Below are 15914 nucleotides of genomic sequence, written 5' to 3'. Positions count from 1 at the left end.
CAGAACCCCCTGCGCCTTGAACTAATCTATGATCCTCGATTGCTCTCACTCATTTCGAGGAAAGGATTCCCGATGGTGAAAGTCGGTAACCGAACCCTCCCGCGGCTCCTCTCCGTCCTGCTGACCGCCGTGCTCGTCACCGGCCTGTCCACTGTCGGTGCTGGGCCGGCGGCGGCCGGGCAGACCAGTTTGCGGGCCGCCGATCCGAGCGTGATCCGCGTCGGCGGCACCTACATCTCCGTCCAGTCGCTGAACGGCGGGATCGCCGTCCGGCAGGCATCATCAACCGACGGGCTGGCCGCCGCGCCCGCGCGGCAGGTCTGGACGGACACCCGCAACCTCGGTGAGGTCTGGGCGCCGGAGATCGTCACCGATGGTGGCCGCTACTACATCTACTTCTCGGCCGGGCGCGGCACCGCCCACCGCATGTACGCGATCAACTCGGCGTCGCCGGCCAGCGGCTACACGGCCGAGAGGCTGCTCGCGCTGCCCGGCGGCAAGTGGGCCATCGACGGCAGCCTGTTCACCTTCAACGGGCAGCGGTGGTTCGTCTGGTCGGGATGGGCCGGCGACACCAACATCGAACAGAACATCTACCTCAGCCGGATGAGCGACCCGCTCACCCCGACCGGCAACCGCTACATCATCTCCCAACCACGGGAGAGCTGGGAGCGCGTCGTCGGCAACCCGTTCATCAACGAGTCCCCCGAGGCGATCAAGGACCCGAACGGGCAACTCCACATCGTCTACTCCGCCAACGGCAGCTGGAGTGACCAGTACTGCCTCGCCGACCTGCGATTGCGAGCCGGCGGCGACCCGACGTACGTGTGGGACTGGTACAAGTCGAACGGCTGCCTGTTCGGCTCGAACCGAGCCACCATGATGGCCGGCTGGGATCCCACCCTGTACGTGAACGGGCCCGGCCACCACAGCTTCGTGCTGCTCAACGGCGACATCGCCACGAGCCCACCCGCCGGGCCGAGGTTCCCGCTGATGTTCCACGCCGTACCCAAGGGCACCCCGTACTCCTGGGCGAACCGCTACTGGTACACGGGCACCTTCTGCTGGTGGGGCACCACCACCTACCGCCGCGCCAACGTGCCCGGCCCAACGAGCGACACCGGATTCAGCATCAAGTTCTTCGAATGATCTGACGTAGATCGGCGCGCCCGTGCGCTAGCTCCTCGTGACGTTGTCGTACTCCGTCTGATGGCGGCGGATCTCGGCATGATGGTCGGCGGACCAGGCTGCCAGGGCCAGGACGGTGGAGAGCAGTGACGTGCCCAGTTCGGTGAGGGCGTACTCGACGCGGGGCGGGACTTCGGGATAGGAGGTCCGGGTGACGAGGCCGGTGCGCTGCAGGTGCTTCAAGGTCAGCGTGAGCATGCGCTGAGAGATGCCGGGGATTGCGTCGCCCAGGTTCGAGTAGCGGACGGGGCCGTCGGCGAGCGTACCGATGATCAACACGCTCCACTTGTCGCCGACGAGGTCCAGGACCTCGCGGATGAAATCGGCGTCTTCGTCGTTCCAGTGCGCACAGGGCCCCGGCGCGGCCCGGACGTTCGCCCGGACGTTGGTGCGCCTCCGTCGAAGATCCTCCGCGCTCATACCCGCCACTCCTCCGTCAGCCGTTGCTACGCACATGAATGTACCTTTTGTGGCTCTCCAAATCTAATGCATGATGTTGCTACGAACAGCTAGTGAGAAATGAGGAGGAGCGCCATGAAGATCGAGTTCTGGTCGGACATCGTCTGCCCGTACTGCGGGCTGATGGATCACCGGCTCCACCAGGCCCTGGACCAGTTCCCGGATGGCGACCAGGTGCAGGTGATCCACCGGTCGTTCCAGCTACACCCCGACCTGCCCCGTGAGGGTGTCAGTCAACGGGAGCTGATCACGATGGCCGGGGCCCCCGCGACGACCGTCGACCGGGTCCTGCGGCCGATCGAGCGGGCCGCGAAGGCGGAGGGCCTGACGCCCTACCACGCGGTCGACCGCACGCTCGGTCCCACCGACCTGGCCCACGAGCTGCTCGCGTACGCGACCGACCAGGGCCGCGGCGGCGAGATCTGGACGGCGATGTTCCGCGCGCACTTCGGGCAGGCCCGCAAGCTGTGGACTGCCGGGGAGGTCCTCGACTTCGCCGCCGAGGTGGGCCTGGACCGCGCCGGGGCGGCCGAGGCCCTGCGTAGCCGCCGCTACCGGGCCCGCGTGGCGGCCGACCAGCGCGAGGCACAGCGCCTCGGGGCTCGCGGCGCGCCGTTCCTCGTGTTCGATGGCCGTTTCGCCGTTCCCGGGGCCATCGGCCTCGACGACCTGCTCGCGGTCATCGCCAAGGCGTGGGCCGAGAGCCATCCCACGCCGCAGCCGCTGCCGGTTGTCGGTGACGCCGAGGGCATGTGCGCCCCGGACGGGTGCGCGGTACCCGACCGCGCCCTCTGAACCGCTGCCGCTCGCGATCGGCTGCCATATCGAGCAGCAGCGGATGCCGCTTTAACCCGCCATAGATATAGCCGTGCATTAATAGGCGACTAATTCCGGCGGGACCTCGATCATCAATGCCTGTGGATACCGTAACGAAATCTTGTTCGGTACGCATAGACGGAGGTGTCGGTGAGGCACAGAAGACGATTGCGCTCAAGACTTGCCGCTGCGGTTGCGGCACTGGTCGTCGCACAGGTGGCGCTCGCCGCCGCCCCGGCGTCGGCAGGAGAGAAACGCCTGTGGGAGGTGGAGGTCGCCAAGATCCCCACCGCCAAGTACACCCGCGACGCCAAGGTCTACATCACCGAGTCCCTCCAGGCGCTGCGGCCGTACGTGGACGGCGGGTTGGGAGACCGGCGGATCGCCCCGGTGCTGGCGGACGTCGAGAGCCGGTATTTCGACGGCGCCCGACTCAAGAGCGCCACCGACGGTGCGACGGCGTTCGACAACCTCCAGCATCTGGAATCGTTCCTCAAGAGTCGGCTCTCTGGTGCCAGCCCGCCCAACGGCGAGGCCGAGCAGGCACATGTGGTTGCGCTGGTGGAGACCCTGTCCGGGTTGCGCCTGCTGGCGGACGCCGCGATCCAGGATGCCGAGGCGACGATCGGGCCGTTCCGGGCCAGTCCACCACCCGCGCCCGCCCCAGCGGGGCTGACTGAGGCGTTCGCGGATCTGGATGCGGCCAAGGCCAGCCTGGCCAAGGCCGACACGATGCTGGTCAAGGCCAACCCGGAGCCGGCGACGGTCCACGCGTCGAAAGCCTGGGCCAGCGGCTTCCGCGTGTTGACCCGGCTGGGCATCACCTACGGCGGCGACCACGATGGCGACGGGGTCGTCGACGGGGTGGAGCTTCGGTTCGGGTCGAGCCCGCTGCTGGTCGACTCCGACGGTGACGGGTTGACCGACAAGTTCGAGATCACCGAGTTGGCCGGCTGGACCCGACCCAACGCGGTCGACACCGATCAGGACGCGGTCGCCGACGGCGCGGAGGACGTCGACGGCGACGGGCTCACCAACCTCGACGAGCAGCGGATCGGCACGTCGCCCACCGACCCGGACACCGACGGCGACGGTGCCACTGACGGTGCCGAGGTGGCTCAGGGCAGCAATCCGCTCGTGGCTGACCAGCCCCGCGCTCCGCCGGCACCCGGCGACGTCCCGCCGATCGTCCCCAACCCGACGGACACCGACACCGACGGCGACGGCCTGCCGGACCTCGTGGAGGAGGACGGCCTCACCGATCCCAACAACGTCGACACCGACGGCGACGGGCTCTCGGACTTCACTGAGGACGACCTCTCGATCAACCCGCGTGTTCAGGACACCGACGGGGATGGTCTACGCGACGACTACGAGGTCGCCAACGCCGACTCCCAGGGCCTCGACCCTGGCCGAGTCGACGAGCAGATCAGCAAGTGGACGTACGTTTCCGACTTCCTGCTCGGCATGTTCGCCGGTGACTTCGCCGAGAAGGACTCGATGGCGTGGCTCGCCGGCAACCTGTGTAGCGGCGGGCTGAGCGTCATCCCGGTCGTCGGCTGGATCCTCGGCGGGCTCGCCGACATCCGCGACACGATCGCCGCCCTCATCCACGGCGAGTGGGTCAGTGCGGGTCTCAGCATCCTCGGCGTCGTCCCCTACGTCGGTGACGCGGTCGCTCTCCCCGCCAAGGTCGCGAAGTTCGTCCTCAAATACACCCACCGCCTCACCCCGGCGGCCCGGTTCGTGGCCAAGTACGACAAGATCCCCGACACCGTCAAGGAGCTCACCTACGAGCTCATCATGCCGGAGGTCTGGGCAGCTCTCGTCGAACCGGAGGGTCTGGCAGCAGCCGCCGCCGGAAGAGTCAGTAAGAGCAACTTCAATCGGCTGCTGAGTGGTGAGCGCACCGACCTCCAGAAGATCCACTTCGCGCTCAAGGCGGTGGGCAGCAACGGACAGAACCTGCACGTCCCCGGACCCAACGTCAGGTGGGCCACGGGCAGTAGGGACGGTCAGAACATCTTCGTCGACGAACTCATGGGCTACCGTCAGGACACCACTCGCGGCCAGCCCCAGCTCTGGCTGAGGCAGGCCGGTGAGCCAGGGCAGTTCGAGCCCAGCGGCCGGTCGGCCGACTATGGCGAGCACACCCCCGAAGGCTGGGTCGTCCACGAGGTCAAGACCGGCGTCCCGACCGAACATGACCGCCACAACCTCATCCAGTGCGATGAGGACAAGTGGTACTCCGACCCGGCCAACCAGGAGAAGATCCTGAGGGACAACAAAATTAACCCGCAGTTCCGAAACACAAAGATCAAGGGAGCCCAGTGGCACTTCATGCCACATGATGGGTATAACTCACTCGGGCCGTCGGATCTTGTGCTCGATTGTCTGAAGAAGAACAACATCCCCTTCACCATCCACTTCCCGCTGAGCTAGCCGGGTCCCGTCGGGGCCGGGCCGCCAGCCCGGCCCCCGACGCGTTCACCATGAAGGACCACGAACCCATGACCTCTGAACCACCCGCGTACGCGGTGCCGGGCGTCGAGTCCGAGGACCCCACCAACACCCCGGGCTACTTCTTCTACCGTGTCGACCGACTCGCCGGCTTCCCCCCGGTCGCCGCGGCCATCGGCCGCACCCCGAGCGTCCTGCCGGCGATCTGCTCGGACGACAGCGCGATGCGGGAGGCTTTCGCCCAGAGCAGCGCCGCGCTCTGCCGCCAACTCTGGGTCGGCACTGACGACGGGCTGCACTGGGAGTTGAGCTTCGGCGACGGCGTCAAGTTCATCGTCGACACCGGGGACGAGCCCGTGGATTTCCTCCGGGACGCTCTCGTGGCGCAGCCGGGCGTCAGCTCAGCCGAGCACTACTGCGACGAGAACTTCAAGGTCGAGACGACCCGGGTGCTGCGCGCCGACGAGATGGCCGCCTACTTCATCGACACGGTAGTCACCGCCCACCGCGAGTTCGCCCGCCGCCAGGGCATCGACCTGCCGTACTGAGGCACCGGCCTACGAGACAGTCCCGCTGGCCAGCGCGAAGCTCACCAGAATCGCGCCGGCCAGTGGCACGGCCATCGCGACGGCGAGCCCCCGCCGACGAGGCGACCCGCCGGTCAGCACCACGATCAGCAGGCCCAGCGCACAGTCGATGGCCACGTTCCACCACGCGCCGGCCCCGTAGTCGGGGTCGGTCGCCTTGCCGGCGAACCGGGCCGCCTCCTCGAAGAACACGGCGGCCGGCAGCGCGACCCCGACGACCTGCCGCCACCCCTCACCACGCGCCCACGTCCCGCCGGTGCCGAAGACCACTCCGGCGAGCACGCCGAAGAACATCCAGACCAGCGACGACGGTGCCCAGAGCACCGCGAGGTCGTCGCCCTGCAGGAGCGCCGCCGCGAGGTAGTAGCTGGGCACCGCGACGACGAGCAGAACGGCGGCACCGAGTGCCGAACGCAGCCACCCGGACCGCACCCAGTACCCGAAGAAGAAGGCAGCGACCGCCCAGGTCGCGGTGGAGTTGCCGAGTTCGGCGAGGGGGAACGGCAGCCACTTGATCCAGCAGAAGTCGAGAAAGCCGAGCAGGAATCCGCCCACCACGGAGGCGAGCGCCACCGTGCGGTCACCAGGTCGCATGCCGCAGAGCATACCGAGTATGCCCCGACTGACCTGGTCGGCCCCTCCGCCATCGAGCCGGACCGACATTATCGGGTCGCTCACCGGAACCTTCCCCCCTCCCCGTTGGTGGGATTGGTGGGAAGAGGGGGGTGACGGTGTCTGACGGTGATTTGATCTCCCGGCTCTACGCTGGCTGTTTCCGACGCCTGGTGGTCCAGCTGTACGCGGTGACCGGCGATCTGAACGAGGCGCAGGAGGCGGTCCAGGAGGCATTCACCAAGGCGCTGGCCGCACCGAGGCGTTTGGCCGAGCTGGAGAACCCGGAGGCGTGGCTGCGCCGCGTCGCGGTGAACGAGGCCCGTAGTCGATACCGGCGTCGGCGCGTACTCGATCGGCTGTTGCGTCGAATCGGCCCGCCGCCGACCGCTCGCCGCGCTGCGCGGGCTGCCCGAGGGGCAGCGACAAGCCCTTGCCCTGCACTACCTCGTCGACCTGCCGGTGGACGAGCAGTTGACCACTTGAGCAGACGAGTAGGGGTGGGTCGACCGTCTGGGCTGGAATGGGTTGGCATCTCCCACGGACAGGTGAATGCGGCCGGACAACCTGCCCGCCTGGAGTACGCACGAGCCTTTGGCATTCCTCTCACGACGTTCGCAGAATGGGCGTGAATTGTTGATCATGGAGTTGTGGTGGGCCACAAAAGCCGCGATCCATCCCCGAGCGGGCACCAGAAGTCCATGATCGACCGCTTCAGGCCAACAAGCGCGGCCAGTCGGGCCACGCCGGCCGGCACCGGGCATGCGCTGGCGAGTTGGAGGTTTGACCGAGGAGGAGTTCGAGCACAACCAAGGAGGTCAGGTCCGGTTGCCAGACAGGAGTGAGCCAGTGAAACGACCGACTCTCGGCATACTCCTCGTAATCTTGGGCACCGTCATCGGGTTTCTGCTCGCCAACACCGTCAGTGAGCGCCATCCAGACGCATTCGTGGGTACGTCCGCCGGCATCATCATCCTGGGCTTGACTGCCGTGCTCGTGCACCTGCTGCGCCAGCGGCGGGACAGGGACTGATCAGGCCATGGGACGCGCAGGGGATTAGGGGAGGTTCACGATGCGGCGTCGGCAAGCAACGGGTGCACTGGTGCTACTCGCGCTCTTCGCGCTGATCATGGCAGCAAGGTTCACCTGGCCGGAGATGTCACCAACGCTTCGGTACCTGGGCGGCGGGTTGATCGCCGCTGGGCTGCTCGTCATGCTCGTGGGCTTCGCGGCGAGGGAACGACGGCGACGTTCCGGAGGCTGACGTCGAGCGAGGTCGGCACAGCGCTGACCTGGCCTACTGGCAGAGCCGATCGCCTTCCACCCCGGCATCACCCTGCGCGTCCGCCAGGGCTGGCCCGCCGAGCCGCTCACCGCAGCACCCGAGTAGGCCCGCCCCTCGCCGCCCGCGAAGGTGCTGACCGCGGTCATCGAGTCAGGCCAACCAGCGTCGCCAGTCGCGCCACGCCGGCCGGCGCCGGGTGACCTCGGGCAACGTCGGCGATCACGGTACGCGCCAACGGCCGGCACCGGACCTCATCCGGCGCGACGCTGTCCGCGTCGACGAGGGCCCGTGCTGCGCCGCGCAGGTCACCAATCTGGAGGTACGCCCGCGCGGCGTCGACCAGGTATGCGCCCCGGTACTCCGCCGGCAACCGCCGCCACGCCTCCCGCCGAATCACCGTCACGTGCCGCCGCACTGCCTCGGTGGCGTCACCCCGCTGCGCCGCCAGCACCACGCGCGCCAGGTCGACGGCGATCGGCCCGAAGCTGGTGCGGTGCGTGTCGTCGTACCCCCTCAGTCGGGCGGCGATCCCAGCGGCCCCGTCGGTCAGCTCGTCGGCGCGTTGGTGCTCGCCGCAGCCGGCGGCGGCCAGGGCGGCCTGGAGCAGCAGCGTCCCGCCCACGGCCCCTCCCCCGCCGACCGCAGCGGCGTAGGCGTGATGCGGTTCGCGGCGGCGAGCGTCGCGGCGAGAGCGAGGCGGTCCCGGCCCGACGCGCGTAGCGCCTGGCCGACCGCGACGGCCGCCGTCGCCGCGAGGACCGGATCGTCGCCGGCGGCGGCCATCGCGCGGTCGGCGGCCAGCCACCCGAGGTCGGCCTCGCCGAGCTTCACCAGCGCCGACGAGGTGATCCGGTACGCGTGCACCAGCACCTCCGCCGACCGCGCGCCCTGAGCGGCGTCCAGCAGACCCGGCAACACCCGCACCAACTGCCCGTAGTGCGCGTGCTGGTAGGTCAACCAGGCGTACCCGACCTGCCGTCGCAGCGCTTCCGGGGCCTGGGCCGGGGCCTGCGGGATGTCGTAGCGGGCGAGAGCGGCCCGGATGTCGTCCACCCCGTCCGGAGGGCAGGCAGGCGTCGGCCGCTGCTGGCCGAACAGCACCTCCGGGTCGACCCGCAGCACGTGGGCCAGTTCCTGGATCACCGAGTACCGGTCCAGGCTGCGGGCACCCCGCTCGATCTTGTCCACCCAGCTCTTCGACCTGCGCAGCCGGTCGGCCAGCATCTGCTGCGTCATCGAGCGCCGCACCCGCCAGCGGGCGACCCGCCGGCCGATCGGCAGGTCATCACCGGTCACGCCGCCACCGCCGGTCCGGGACCGCGCGGGTCGTGTCCTCCACCGGTACGCGCTCCGCCTCGGCCTGGGCGAGGAGGCGCTGCTTGGCAGCCTCCCGCTCGGCCTCCTCCGACTGCTCGCCCGTGTTCGTCAACTCATCGCCTTGCATGCCCACCTCCACCGGACCGTGGGCGCGACGCAGGTTTCGGAACTGCCACCAGCGGCGTCACCCACCGTCATCGTCTGCGCGACGATCGGTGGTAGACCAGGCGAAACGCGTCCGTTACGGCATAGCGGACAGTCGGAGGTGGTGAGCAGCCTCGGTCACCTGGCGGGCAAGTTCTCGGGAGTCCGTAGCAAGCGCAATGGCGTCTGCCGCCGCCAGGGTTTCGCGGGCCGCCGCCGCATCCCCGGCCTGCGCATGAGTGACGGCGAGATGCACCAGGTTGCGGCCGTGCCACTCTGCGCCACCGGCGTCCTCGCTGACGCCCGCGACACCGGTCGTCAGCAGTTCAAGCGCGCGATCGTTCGCGCGACTGTCCTCAGCACCCAGATAACGCCAGACACTGCCTTGCTGGACAGCGAAGAACGATGGCGTGTACCAGTAGCCCCAAGGGGACAGTGGCTCCTCAGCCGCCTGAGCCGAAAGGTCCGACGCCTCCGACAGCCGCGCGAGTACGTCAGCGCTAGCTGCTCCGGCCATAGCTAAACCCCTGGCCTCCTGCCCTGCGCAGTAGGCGCGTAAGGCCGCGTTCACCGACTGGTCCCGACGTGATTCCCGGGACAGCTCGATCATGGCCGGGAGGTCGTGCCGCAACTCCGCCTGGTGCCCCTGGAAGGACAGCACGGTGGCAATCAAATCCGTGTTGCCGGCCTCGGTGGCCCATTGCAAGGCCCTGGCGTTCCAGACAGTGGCAGCGCGCTCCTCACCTCGGGCGATGCTCAACCAGCCCACGAACTGCGCCCATTGCCCAGCCACGCCGACTACGCGTGGCCTTAGGTCGTGCGGGGCGTCCCGAAGCAGACCAGTCACGGTGTCGAGGTGGGCATGGACTGGCCCCATAATGGGGCCTGACCCAATTGCATCCTCTAGCCGGCGGTAGCCAGCGAGAAGGCCAATGAGCGCGTCTGCGGCGGCACGATCGACGCGGCGGGGATGCACCGTCACGTACGCCAGACGATCGCCGCCGTTGGGAGCGTCGATGACCAACGCTGCTATAGCGCCGTTCGCCTGCAAGGCGTCGTCGAGCCGGACCGCCACGTCCACCGTCGGCTTCGTCTGCCCCGCTTCCAACTGGTGGATGAGGCTCTTGCCATAGTTGACGGCGGCGGCGAGCTGCCGCAGGGAAAGGCCTCGCTCCTCGCGATGTCGCCGCAGCTCAGCAGGAAAACGGGGGTCGACGATGGTGGTTGCACGTGGTGGCATTACAGCACTCCTACCTTGCGCCGGCTGACCACGATCCAGCGGTTATCGACGGTACTCGCCGCAGCGGGCTGCAGTCACCACACCTCAGCCGCTCAGTCCCACTTGGACTGGTGCGGCCGCCCTAGTGCCCCGTGCGTCCCCCTGAACGTAGCTAACCAGACCTATAATCCTCAAGGTTGTTGGCTTGTTACAGGCCTTGGTGCAATTAACCAGAGGGGAATCCGCGTTGTTCCAGAGGAAGACGCCCGAACAGCTCGCTCAGGAAGCAACACGCAAGCAGCAGCAGCGCCACGAGGCGGATGCGAGGAGGCGCGAAGAGCAGGTTATGAAGGCGCGGAATGCCTTCTTCATTTCACCACCCGGCCAAGCGCGCCTAGCATTCGAACGCGGCGATCACGTTTTCCAGTACTCGATGAACGTCATGAGCCAAGAGGCAATAATCGTTCCAATGGTAGGCAGCACCACCTCTCAGAAGACGAGTGATCCAGTCGCGATCCTGAATGCCGTCTGTCGCGAGGGTTGGGAGCTACTGAACGGGTCGTTCGTCTTCGTGCAGGAGGGTCAGCAAAGCCGCGACAAGTTTGCAGCGTCTGGGCAGAACATAGCGACTAAGGGTCGAACTGTTGGATACTACCTCTTTAAGCGCTGCGAAGACCACCGTCGAGAGTCGACGAATCCCTGGGAGTCGGTCGCTTAGCCCACCGAAGACACCTGTCGCACAGCCGACTCAGCGTTGACTCAACCAACAGAAGGAAGCACACTCTCGCCTGCAGGTTAGTCATATCACGCACAGAGCCGGGGCGAGGCTTTGCTGAATTCTACCATTGAAATATTGGGCAACGCTGCAGTGGCGGTTACAGCCTTACTGGGGCTGCTTCTTTGGACGAGAATTGGCCGCGGAAGGGCTGAGGCGGTCGAGGCGGAAGTCATATCAGCTCTCGGGTTGACAGAGCGGCCTCCACCTCAGGACCCTTCTGCCGAGGCCTCTAAATCGCACGATGCTGAGGCCGATGAAGCAAGCGACAACCCGCAGAAGAACCCTAGCTCGGCAAATCAGACGATTTATGTTGACCTTAGAAACGGTAGCGAAGCTTCGGAAGCCTTAGCCGAGATAGCCCAGCAGCAATCCGACGGTCACGCGAGATTAATTGTCAAGTATTACGCGCAGGGCCATCAACAAGCCTTCGTCACCTTCATAGCAAGCATCGCATTCGCCGTTGTTGGTTTTGGCGTCATTATTGCCGCTTGCGTCTATCTATTAACACATCCAAAGGATCCCGAACCAGCGGCCATCTCGGGAGCGGTCGGACTTGTCACGCAGGGTGTTGGGTATTTGTTCTTCCGCCGAGCTGACAACGCCCGAGGATTGATGATGCAACTGATCGACAAGCTTCGCGATGATCGCGACAGAGAGATAAAGTTCATCGCTGGCATGGTTTCGGCAAACAGCATCGTTTCGCCCTCTCTTCGGGACGCCGTAAAAGTAGCGACCGCGGTACAATTAGCTGGCGTTTCCATGTCGCCGGAGCAGATCGGGGCGATTGCCAGAGAGTCGGCCCGGCCAAGCACAACGAACGCAGCACCCATCTTCATAAACCCGCCGCCCAAGTCGGACACACCAGCCTCTACACCGTGAGTCCCCCCGTGGCAGGGGACACACTAGTTACCGCCAAGCGGGCCGATGCCGACCAGGTGATCCGACCGAATACGCCTCGTTACGGTGTCACCAGTTGTCCCGCCGTTGCGTCGCGTCATCCACGTTCGCTCAGAGCGCCACGATCGCCGCAGTCTCCGCAGGCAACTGAATCCGGTCCCGCATGACGGTGACCCCCTCCCCCGTGGCCAGCAGCACCCGCCGCGCCACCCCAGGCAGCGACACCCCCTGCCCCCGCCCAGCCAGATTCGCCACGACAAGCGTGTCCCCCCGCCGCATCAGCAGGAACTGGTCCCCATGCTGCACAGAAACCGCGTGCAACCGAGGATCAGACAAGTCAGGAAGAGACCGCCGCAGCGCGATCAACCGCTGGTAGAACGACAACATCTCCCGATGCTCAGGCTTGTCCAGCTCAGCCCAGTCCAACCGCGACCGCACGAACGTCTCCGGATCCTGCGGATCAGGCACGTCCCCCTCAGCCCACCCGTGCGACGCAAACTCCCGCCGCCGCCCAAGAGCCACCGCAGTAGCCAGCTCAGGCTCCGGATGCGAGGTAAAGAACTGCCACGGCGTAGAAGCCGCCCACTCCTCCCCCATGAACAACATCGGCGTAAACGGCGCGGTCAACAGCAGCACAGCCCCAACGCGGAGCATGGAGGGCGAGAGAGAAGCCGAGATCCGATCCCCGGTAGCCCGGTTCCCGATCTGGTCGTGGTTCTGCAAGTAGGCCACCAACCGATGCCCAGGCACCCGCGAGTCCAGAGGCCGCCCGTGGTGCCGGTTACGGAAGCTGGACCAGGTGCCGGCATGGAAGAACCCGCCGGTCAACACGTCCGACAGCGTCTCCAGAGTGCCAAAGTCCCCGTAGTACCCCTGCCGCTCCCCCGTCAGCAACGTGTGCAGCGCGTGGTGCGCGTCGTCGTTCCACTGGGCGTGCAGCCCGAACCCACCCGCCTCACGAGGCGTGATCAGCCGTGGATCGTTGAGGTCAGACTCGGCGATCAGCGACAGCGGCCGGCCCACGTGCGTCGACAAGGACTCGACCTCGATGGCCAGCTCTTCGAGCAGGGAGACCGCGCGAGTGTCGGGCAGGGCGTGCACCGCGTCCAACCGCAGCCCGTCGACGTGGTAGTCGCGCAGCCACATGAGCACGCTGTCGATGATGTAGCGGCGTACCTCGTCGGAGTGCGGGCCGTCCAGGTTGACCGAGCGGCCCCAACTGTTGCTCTGCTCGGCGAGGTAGGGGCCGAACCGCGGCGCGTAGGCCCCGGAGGGCCCGAAATGGTTGTAGACGACGTCGAGGATCACCCCCAGCCCCTTGGCGTGGGCGGCGTCGACGAACCGTTTCAGGCCGTCGGGGCCGCCGTAGGGCTGGTGCGGGGCATACCAGCAGACGCCGTCGTACCCCCAGTTGTGTTCGCCGTTGAAGGCGTTGACCGGGAGCAGCTCGATCAGGTCGACGCCCAACGACACCAGGTGGTCGAGGCGGTCGATGGCCGCGTCGAAGGTGCCCTCCGGGGTGAAGGTGCCGATGTGCAGCTCGTAGAGGATGCTGCCGGGCAGTTGCCGGCCGGTCCACGAGCTGTCGGACCACGCGTAGGCGGCGTGGTCGTAGCGTCGGCTCGGCCCGTGCACACCAGCAGGCTGCCACGGCGATCGGGGGTCGGGCAGCGGGGTTTCGTCGTCGTTCAGCAGAAAGGAGTAGTCGGGGCCGGCGTCGGGCACCTCGACCCGCCACCAGCCGTCGGTGGCGGCCCGCATCTCGTGGTCGGTGTCGTCCGCGAGGCGCAGCCGGACCCGGCTGGCGTCGGGCGCCCACACGGTGAATTCGGTCATCACGCAGCCTCCACGGAAGTGGTGGGAGCCAGCAGAGCGACGGGATAGTCGGCCAGAAGGTCGTCGAGAGGGGTCTCCCCGCCACTGTAGACCCGGCCGGTGAACAGCTCCGTCATCTCGTGAACGGGAAGCGACAGGACTGTGTCGCACCACCCACCGACGCGGGCCAGGCCCAGCGGCAGGCGCGTGGCCACGGCGATCGCGCCGCCCCGGTCGAAGGCCAACGCGTGCCGCCCCACCGGCCCGTGCGCCGGCACCGGCCGGTAGCCGGTGAACAGCTCCGGGTGCGCCCGCCGCAGCCGCAGGGTCCGCGACACCACCAGCAGCTTCGCGGCGCCGCTGTCGTCGATCGGGGGACGCCAGCCGTCGTCCAGACGCGCCAGCATCTCTCGGCGTACGGAGAAGTCGACCGGGCGGCGGTTGTCGGGGTCGACGAGGGAGTTGTCCCACAGCTCGGTGCCCTGGTAGGTGTCCGGCACGCCGGGCATGGTGAGCTGCACGAGCTTCTGCCCGAGCGAGTTGACCCAGCCGGCCGGGGTGATCGTCGCCGCGAGTTCGGTCAGCTCGTCGTGCAGGCTCGGGTCGTCGTACATCAGGTCGACCACGGCGTGCAGCGCCTGCTCGAAGGCCGGGTCCGGGTCCGCCCAACTGGTCGAGGTCGCCGCTTCCCTCGCGGCCTTCTCGACGTACGCGTGCAGCCGCTCCCGTTCGATCGGCCACGCGCCGACGGTGGTCTGCCAGAGCAGGTGGGCGAAGGCCGGGTCGGGCAGCGGGGCGTACTCCATCCAGGCCGTGACCTGCTCACCCCAGCGGTGCGGCAGCTCGCTGAGCACGGCGAGCCGGGCGCGCACGTCCTCGCTGCGTTTGGTGTCGTGGGTGGAGAGGGTGGTCATGCTGTCGGGCCAGCGGACCTGCCGGGCCGAGGCGAAGCGGTGGAACTCCGCCGGCGTTACCCCGAAGTAGGCGGGGCTGTCGCCGACCTCGTTCAGGGCGACGAACCGACTCCACCGGTAGAACGCGGTGTCCTCGACGCCCTTGGCCATGACCGCGCCGGTGAACTGCGGGAAGCGGCGAGCCAGCTCGTCGTCGGGGTCGCGCAGCCGGCGGGTGACCGCGTCCAGGGCGGTGGCCAGATCAGGTCGGCGACGCCCAGCTTCGGAGCGGGCGGCGGCGAGGTGCTGGTCGCCGTGCGGCGGGTAGCCCCGGTAGACGGCGAACGCGGCGGCCAGCTCGGCGAGCGCGGGCCGGGCCTGCTCGGGCGGCACGTCGGGGGCGAGCGCGGCCAGCCGGGTCAGTTCGGCGGCGAGCAGCCGGGTGGCGGCGGCCAGCTTGGTGTCGTGGGTCAGGTCCTCCCAGGAGGTGTGGTGCCCGGTCAGTCGGGTGTCCAGCACCGTGAAGTCGCCCTCCGCGTCGGGGTCGAGGAAGAGCCCGCCGACCGCGGCGAGAGCGTCGTAGCCGGTCGTGCCGTCCACCGGCCAGTCCGGCAGCTCCTCCCCGTACTCCAGGATCTTCTCCACCACGAGCCAGGCCTGCGGCGCGGCCTCCCGCAACCGGGCCAGGTAGCCGGCGGGGTCGCGGAGCCCGTCCGGGTGGTCGACACGGATGCCGTCGACCTCCCCGTCGGCGGCCCAGCGCAGGATCAACTCGTGGGTGGCGGCGAACACCGCCGGGTCCTCCACGCGCAGCCCGGCCAGGCCCGAAACGGCGAAGAACCGGCGGTACGTCAGCTCGGCGTCGCCGCGACGCCAGGAGATCAGCTCGTAGTGCTGTCGGTCGTGCACCTCGCGGGGGCTGCCGTCGCCGGTGCCGTCGGCGACCGGGAAGCGGTGCTCGTGGTAGCGCAACTCCCCGTCGACCAGCGTGAGGTCGTCCAGTGCGGCCGGGTCGTCGGCCAGCACCGGGAGCAGCAGCCGGCCCCGGTCCCAGTCGATGTCGAACCAGTCGGCGTACGCCGAGTCGCGCCCCCGGCGCAGCACGTCCCACCAGGCGGGGTTGGCCGACGGCACCGCGATACCGGCGTGGTTGGGCACGATGTCGACGATCAGGCCGAGCTTCTTGTCGCGCAGCGCGCGCAGCAGCCGCTGCCGAGCGGCTTCACCGCCCAGCTCGGGGTTGACCGCCCGGTGGTCGACCACGTCGTAGCCGTGCGCCGAGCCGGGGGTGGCGGCCAGCAGCGGGGCGCTGTAGAGGTGGCTGACGCCGAGATCGGCGAGGTAGTCGAGGATCCCGGCGGTGGCGTCCAGGTCGAAGCCGGGGCGGACCTGGATCCGGTAGGTGGCTGTTGGCGTCGCGTTGGGGTGAGGGGGCACCGCCATG

Annotated in this window: 17 protein-coding genes; 9 read left to right on the top strand and 8 right to left on the bottom strand. The window is 67.9% G+C overall.

The window, feature by feature from the left end; genetic code table 11:
- Positions 1-72 precede the first annotated feature (72 nt).
- Complete coding sequence (locus PCA76_RS15185) at positions 73-1149, top strand: glycoside hydrolase family 43 protein (protein ID WP_272618769.1); 1077 nt, start codon at positions 73-75, stop codon at positions 1147-1149.
- 27 nt (positions 1150-1176) lie between these two features.
- On the opposite strand, the gene PCA76_RS15180 is transcribed toward PCA76_RS15185, so the two are convergent.
- A complete protein-coding gene (locus tag PCA76_RS15180; RefSeq protein ID WP_272618767.1) occupies positions 1177-1608 on the bottom strand; it encodes a winged helix-turn-helix transcriptional regulator in 432 nt (143 codons plus the stop codon).
- 114 nt (positions 1609-1722) lie between these two features.
- Between PCA76_RS15180 and PCA76_RS15175 the strand changes: the two genes are divergently transcribed.
- The 3 genes from PCA76_RS15175 to PCA76_RS15165 all read left to right on the top strand — a co-directional run bounded on the left by PCA76_RS15175 (position 1723) and on the right by PCA76_RS15165 (position 5471).
- Complete coding sequence (locus tag PCA76_RS15175; RefSeq protein WP_272618765.1) at positions 1723-2442, top strand: DsbA family oxidoreductase; 720 nt, start codon at positions 1723-1725, stop codon at positions 2440-2442.
- A gap of 171 nt (positions 2443-2613) precedes the next feature.
- On the top strand, positions 2614-4905 hold the full coding sequence (locus PCA76_RS15170; protein ID WP_272618763.1) for a hypothetical protein: 2292 nt from the start codon (positions 2614-2616) through the stop codon (positions 4903-4905).
- Between the two features lie 68 nt (positions 4906-4973).
- Positions 4974-5471, top strand: coding sequence for a hypothetical protein (locus PCA76_RS15165; protein WP_272618761.1), 498 nt, complete (start codon positions 4974-4976; stop codon positions 5469-5471).
- Positions 5472-5480: 9 nt separating this feature from the next.
- On the opposite strand, the gene PCA76_RS15160 is transcribed toward PCA76_RS15165, so the two are convergent.
- The gene (locus tag PCA76_RS15160) at positions 5481-6104 is read right to left on the bottom strand and encodes a DUF6518 family protein (RefSeq protein ID WP_272618759.1); all 624 of its coding nucleotides are present in this window, start codon (positions 6102-6104) and stop codon (positions 5481-5483) included.
- A gap of 131 nt (positions 6105-6235) precedes the next feature.
- Between PCA76_RS15160 and PCA76_RS32835 the strand changes: the two genes are divergently transcribed.
- The 3 genes from PCA76_RS32835 to PCA76_RS15150 all read left to right on the top strand — a co-directional run bounded on the left by PCA76_RS32835 (position 6236) and on the right by PCA76_RS15150 (position 7386).
- The gene (locus PCA76_RS32835) at positions 6236-6754 is read left to right on the top strand and encodes an RNA polymerase sigma factor (RefSeq protein WP_442930226.1); all 519 of its coding nucleotides are present in this window, start codon (positions 6236-6238) and stop codon (positions 6752-6754) included.
- A 253-nt stretch (positions 6755-7007) separates the two neighbouring features.
- Entirely contained in the window at positions 7008-7154 is a 147-nt protein-coding gene (locus PCA76_RS15155; RefSeq protein ID WP_272618757.1) for a hypothetical protein, read from the top strand.
- Between the two features lie 40 nt (positions 7155-7194).
- Positions 7195-7386, top strand: coding sequence for a hypothetical protein (locus PCA76_RS15150; RefSeq protein WP_272618754.1), 192 nt, complete (start codon positions 7195-7197; stop codon positions 7384-7386).
- A 163-nt stretch (positions 7387-7549) separates the two neighbouring features.
- On the opposite strand, the gene PCA76_RS15145 is transcribed toward PCA76_RS15150, so the two are convergent.
- The 4 genes from PCA76_RS15145 to PCA76_RS15130 all read right to left on the bottom strand — a co-directional run bounded on the left by PCA76_RS15145 (position 7550) and on the right by PCA76_RS15130 (position 10108).
- Positions 7550-8029, bottom strand: a complete 480-nt coding sequence (locus PCA76_RS15145; RefSeq protein ID WP_272618752.1) for a hypothetical protein — start codon at positions 8027-8029, stop codon at positions 7550-7552.
- Complete coding sequence (locus PCA76_RS15140; RefSeq protein WP_272618750.1) at positions 7954-8703, bottom strand: helix-turn-helix domain-containing protein; 750 nt, start codon at positions 8701-8703, stop codon at positions 7954-7956. Before PCA76_RS15140 ends, PCA76_RS15145 begins: the two co-directional genes overlap by 76 nt.
- Complete coding sequence (locus PCA76_RS15135) at positions 8693-8851, bottom strand: hypothetical protein (protein WP_272618748.1); 159 nt, start codon at positions 8849-8851, stop codon at positions 8693-8695. The genes PCA76_RS15140 and PCA76_RS15135 overlap by 11 nt, the downstream gene beginning before the upstream one ends.
- Positions 8852-8965: 114 nt before the next feature.
- Positions 8966-10108, bottom strand: a complete 1143-nt coding sequence (locus tag PCA76_RS15130) for a helix-turn-helix domain-containing protein (RefSeq protein ID WP_272618746.1) — start codon at positions 10106-10108, stop codon at positions 8966-8968.
- A gap of 226 nt (positions 10109-10334) precedes the next feature.
- On the opposite strand from PCA76_RS15130, the gene PCA76_RS15125 reads away from it, so the two are divergent.
- A complete protein-coding gene (locus PCA76_RS15125; protein WP_272618744.1) occupies positions 10335-10805 on the top strand; it encodes a hypothetical protein in 471 nt (156 codons plus the stop codon).
- A 135-nt stretch (positions 10806-10940) separates the two neighbouring features.
- The gene (locus PCA76_RS15120) at positions 10941-11744 is read left to right on the top strand and encodes a TRADD-N-associated membrane domain-containing protein (protein ID WP_272618741.1); all 804 of its coding nucleotides are present in this window, start codon (positions 10941-10943) and stop codon (positions 11742-11744) included.
- A gap of 129 nt (positions 11745-11873) precedes the next feature.
- Here PCA76_RS15120 and treZ read toward each other — a convergent pair whose 3' ends face one another.
- Positions 11874-13598, bottom strand: coding sequence for a malto-oligosyltrehalose trehalohydrolase (gene treZ / locus PCA76_RS15115; protein WP_272618739.1), 1725 nt, complete (start codon positions 13596-13598; stop codon positions 11874-11876).
- Positions 13598-15913, bottom strand: a complete 2316-nt coding sequence (gene treY, locus PCA76_RS15110; RefSeq protein WP_272618737.1) for a malto-oligosyltrehalose synthase — start codon at positions 15911-15913, stop codon at positions 13598-13600. Before treY ends, treZ begins: the two co-directional genes overlap by 1 nt.
- Position 15914: the final 1 nt, after the last annotated feature.

Source organism: Micromonospora sp. LH3U1, assembly GCF_028475105.1.
In the GTDB taxonomy this organism is placed as follows: Bacteria; Actinomycetota; Actinomycetes; order Mycobacteriales; family Micromonosporaceae; genus Micromonospora.
This window is presented reverse-complemented; position numbering and strand designations above follow the sequence as displayed.